Genomic DNA, 3,829 nt, shown 5'->3' with positions numbered 1-3,829 from the left:
TTATGGTTAGCACGATTTGTCTCTCATTTAGCTCGTATTTTTACTGGTATCGAAATTCACCCCGGCGCTAAAATAGGTAAACGCGTTTTTTTTGATCATGGTATGGGCATTGTGATTGGTGAAACGGCTGAGATCGGGGATGACTGTACGATTTACCAAGGGGTGACTTTGGGTGGTACTAGCCTATATAAAGGCACAAAACGACACCCTACGCTAGAGAACAATGTGGTAGTGGGCGCAGGCGCCCAAATTCTTGGGGGGTTTACAGTAGGGGCAAATGCCAAGATTGGCTCCAATGCCGTCGTTGTTAAGCCAGTACCAGCGAATGCCACCGCTGTTGGCAATCCTGCGCGCATTATTACTAAAGAAGACAAAAAAACCACGGCACCTACTACGCCTACCCCTTCCCCAGCTTCGGCCGAAGAGGCCGTGCGCCACCCCACTGACCACCCCTGCAAGGCGGAATGGACGGGCAAACCATTAAAGGAGCTGCTTGAACAAAGCGCTCGCTCTAAAGCGGCAAGTCCTTTGCACCAAGCCAGTAATGATGCTTTCCCCGCCTATGCCGTAGACAGCACGAATAACGACCCCTTAGTTCAAGTTATCCATGAGCTAATTAATCATTCAGCCCAACAAGAACAACGCATCAGTCAGCTATGCAAAGCGCTCGAAGAGCTTGGACAGCGGGTAGAAAACGGCCAGCAACCGCTGGATGTTGAACGTCTTAATAAAATGATGGAGTGATTCACATGTCAGCCGCTACTACAGAGAATAGTTCAGGACCACGTACTCTGCGACGAGGGCTACAAATACTGCAAACCTTGCAAGCTCATGATGAAAGTGGTCTTAGCGTCACCGAGCTATCTCGGCTCACCGGTCTACAGCGTCCTACCATTTACCGTCTCTTAGCGGCTTTAACTGAATGCCAATTTGTGCATACTGTCGGCAAAACTCGACGTTATGCGGCCAGCAAGCCCACGCATCCTCATGCCGAAAATGAGCACCATTTAGTGGAAATTGCCAAACCTTTTATGCGCGAACTTGCTTTTAAGGTTGGCGATGCGGTGTTTTTGGTTATTCGGGAAAACAATGATTCGCTCACTCTCTGGCGCGAGATCGGCCCCTACCCTGTGCAAATTTTAGGCACCTATGTGAATAAGCGTCAGCCACTAGGGGTAGGCTCTGCCGGTATGGCGCTTTTAGCCAAGCTGGATGATCACACTGTCGCCCAAATCATCGAAGCCAATAGCCACAAGCTCGATCACTACGGTGGTATGACACAGCGCGAGTTACGTCAACTTATCACTAATACCCGCACACGGGGGTATTCTGTCGTGGGAAATTATGCTGTACGTGGGGCGCTTGGTGTTGGGTGTGCTTTATGCAGTAGTCAGGGGCACCCGCTCTTAGCAGTCAGCGTTACCGCTATCACCGAACGCATGCCAGCAAGACGACAAAAAGAAATTGCGCGTCTGCTCCATCAAACACTGGAACATATTGCAGAGAAAATGTAAAAAAAGGGAGTCAGTCGACTCCCTTTGATTTTAAGCAGCTTGCTCTTCTTTGAGCACAGCTCGAACAGGTACTGGGTGGTTCATGCCTGCTTCGCTTAGGGTTTGTAATGCCAAGCGGTTTAGCTCAAACCGTACATCCCAAAAATCCTCGACTGCCGTCCAGGCTCGTAGATTTAACACCACGGTACTGTCTTTATAATCGCTCACAAAAACCATAGGCGCGGGGTCTTTTAAGACCTTGGCGTGGTTATCCAACAGCTCTTGTAATACATTTAATGCGCGATCCAGATCATCGCCATAGCGTACCCCTACGCCAATATCCATGCGTCGGGTGGAGTTACGGCTATAGTTAATAATGGGGTTACCCCAGATCAGGTTGTTCGGTAAGCAAAAATTAACACCATCGACTTGCACAAACTTGGTCATAAATAGGCCAACCTCATACACTGTGCCATCGCCCTTGCCTACAATAGATACAAACTCCCCAGCACGAATCGGGCGTAATACCAGCAGCATAATGCCTGAAGCGATATTTTGTAGGGTGCTTTGTAAAGCCAGACCAATGGCTAAACCTGCCGCCCCAAGGACCGCAATAATACTGGCAGTCTGTACCCCAAAGCGCGCTAAGACAGCAATAAGCACAAAAATACGTATGGCCCACACCACAACGCTTTGCGCAATCGGTACAATAGTGACATCAATGTGGGGGGAACGCTGGGCCATTTTGCGTACCCAGCTACCAGCTAGATTCGATAGCCACCACCCTACAATTAAAATCAAGACTGCTAACACAAGATTGATTGCCATTGCCTCTAGCCATGGCATCGCTCCAAATGGAATAGCCAGCTTTTCCGACATAAAATTACGCTCCGTAAAAACAAATAATTCCCATCATAACGACTTTGGCTAAAGTTCGCAGCCGAACTTAAATTTGTTAACCTTGTTGGCATCTTTGTCTTTGATAGCCAACCCCTCACACATCTCAAGGTAATTTGTATGCCAACGACCTACCCCTTATCCGTTTTAGATTTGGCGCCAATTGTTCAGGGCAGTACCCCTGCCGACTCTTTTAAAAATACGATTCAACTGGCTCAACAAGCAGATCAAGCCGCTTTTACGCGCTATTGGCTAGCTGAGCATCACGGCATGGTCGGCATTGCCAGTGCGGCGACTTCGGTGTTAATCGCTCATGTTGGGCATCACACACGCCGTATTCGTATTGGAGCCGGTGGCATTATGCTGCCCAATCATTCCCCTTTAGTAATTGCCGAACAGTTCGGTACCTTAGCGGCCTTGTTTCCTGATCGCGTGGATTTAGGCTTAGGTCGTGCTCCCGGCTCTGATCAGCGTACCGCACAAGCCTTACGTCGTAATTTGCAAAGTGATCCTAACGAGTTTCCGCACGATGTGTTGGAGCTACTGGACTATATGTCTGACCATCCACAACAACCCGTGCCTGCTGTCCCCGGCAAGGGGAGCAATGTGCCTGTATGGATTCTGGGTTCTAGCCTTTTTGGGGCTCAGTTAGCCGCCATGCTAGGCTTGCCTTATGCGTTTGCTTCCCATTTTGCTCCAGCCCAAATGATGGATGCCATCGCTGTTTATCGTCAGCACTTTAAGCCATCACACTATTTACAAAAACCCTATGTGATGCTGGGGTTCAATGTTTTTGCGGCAGAAACCAATGAGAAAGCCCACTATTTAGCGTCTTCGTGGCAACAGTCTTTTGTAAGTTTGCGTCAGGGTAAGCCTATCCAGCTACCACCTCCCGTGGCGAATTACATTGAACGCGCCGGCGCTTTAGGTCAGGCTGTGATGGATCATGCGCTTAGCTGCGCTGCTATTGGCGATTTACCCGCCATCATCGAGCAAACACAAGCTTTTATTGATAAAACCGGTGCCGATGAGCTGATGGTAACCTGCAATATGTATGATCAGCGCGCACGACTGCATTCCTATGCTCTGTTAGCCGAAGCACAAAAACATTTACGTCACGCCCCTTCCGCTTTAGATTTTGCTTAACCTGTATAACCCAACATGACTTCTACGGATCTTTCTGGTCACACCCCCATGATGCGTCAATACTTGCAGCTGAAAGCTCAGGTTCCTTCGTATTTGTTGTTCTACCGCATGGGGGATTTTTATGAGCTTTTTTATGAGGATGCCGAGCGCGGTGCCCGTCTTCTTAATTTGACGCTAACCAAGCGTGGTAATTCTAATGGTGAGCCTATTCCCATGGCGGGGGTGCCTTTTCATTCCCTAGAGGGCTACTTGGCGCGTTTAGTGGCTATGGGTGAATCCATGGCGATTTGTGA

Annotated in this window: 4 protein-coding genes and 1 pseudogene; 4 read left to right on the top strand and 1 reads right to left on the bottom strand. The window is 49.0% G+C overall.

Features of this window, described 5'->3' with window-relative positions; translation table 11 throughout:
• Nucleotides 1-744, top strand: a 744-nt coding sequence (gene epsC / locus Q1V74_RS05285) for a serine O-acetyltransferase EpsC (RefSeq protein WP_300647373.1), incomplete at its 5' end; no start/stop codon positions are given.
• A 5-nt stretch (nt 745-749) separates the two neighbouring features.
• Nucleotides 750-1,514 carry an IclR family transcriptional regulator gene (locus tag Q1V74_RS05280; protein ID WP_300647372.1) on the top strand — a complete coding sequence of 255 codons (765 nt, stop codon included), beginning with the start codon at nt 750-752 and terminating at the stop codon, nt 1,512-1,514.
• A 30-nt stretch (nt 1,515-1,544) separates the two neighbouring features.
• Here Q1V74_RS05280 and Q1V74_RS05275 read toward each other — a convergent pair whose 3' ends face one another.
• Nucleotides 1,545-2,372 (bottom strand): mechanosensitive ion channel domain-containing protein, encoded by an 828-nt coding sequence (locus Q1V74_RS05275; RefSeq protein ID WP_260649140.1) that lies wholly within the window; start codon nt 2,370-2,372, stop codon nt 1,545-1,547.
• Nucleotides 2,373-2,510: 138 nt separating this feature from the next.
• On the opposite strand from Q1V74_RS05275, the gene Q1V74_RS05270 reads away from it, so the two are divergent.
• Both Q1V74_RS05270 and Q1V74_RS05265 read left to right on the top strand, forming a co-directional pair.
• On the top strand, nt 2,511-3,536 hold the full coding sequence (locus tag Q1V74_RS05270; RefSeq protein WP_260649141.1) for an LLM class flavin-dependent oxidoreductase: 1,026 nt from the start codon (nt 2,511-2,513) through the stop codon (nt 3,534-3,536).
• A 15-nt stretch (nt 3,537-3,551) separates the two neighbouring features.
• Nucleotides 3,552-3,829 (top strand): annotated as a pseudogene (locus Q1V74_RS05265) (DNA mismatch repair protein MutS); the annotation flags it as partial.

Source organism: Paenalcaligenes sp., assembly GCF_030152715.1.
GTDB classification, from domain to species: domain Bacteria; phylum Pseudomonadota; class Gammaproteobacteria; order Burkholderiales; family Burkholderiaceae_B; genus Paenalcaligenes; species Paenalcaligenes hermetiae.
Note: the sequence above shows the minus strand (reverse complement) of the source record. Positions and strands in the feature narration are given on the sequence as shown.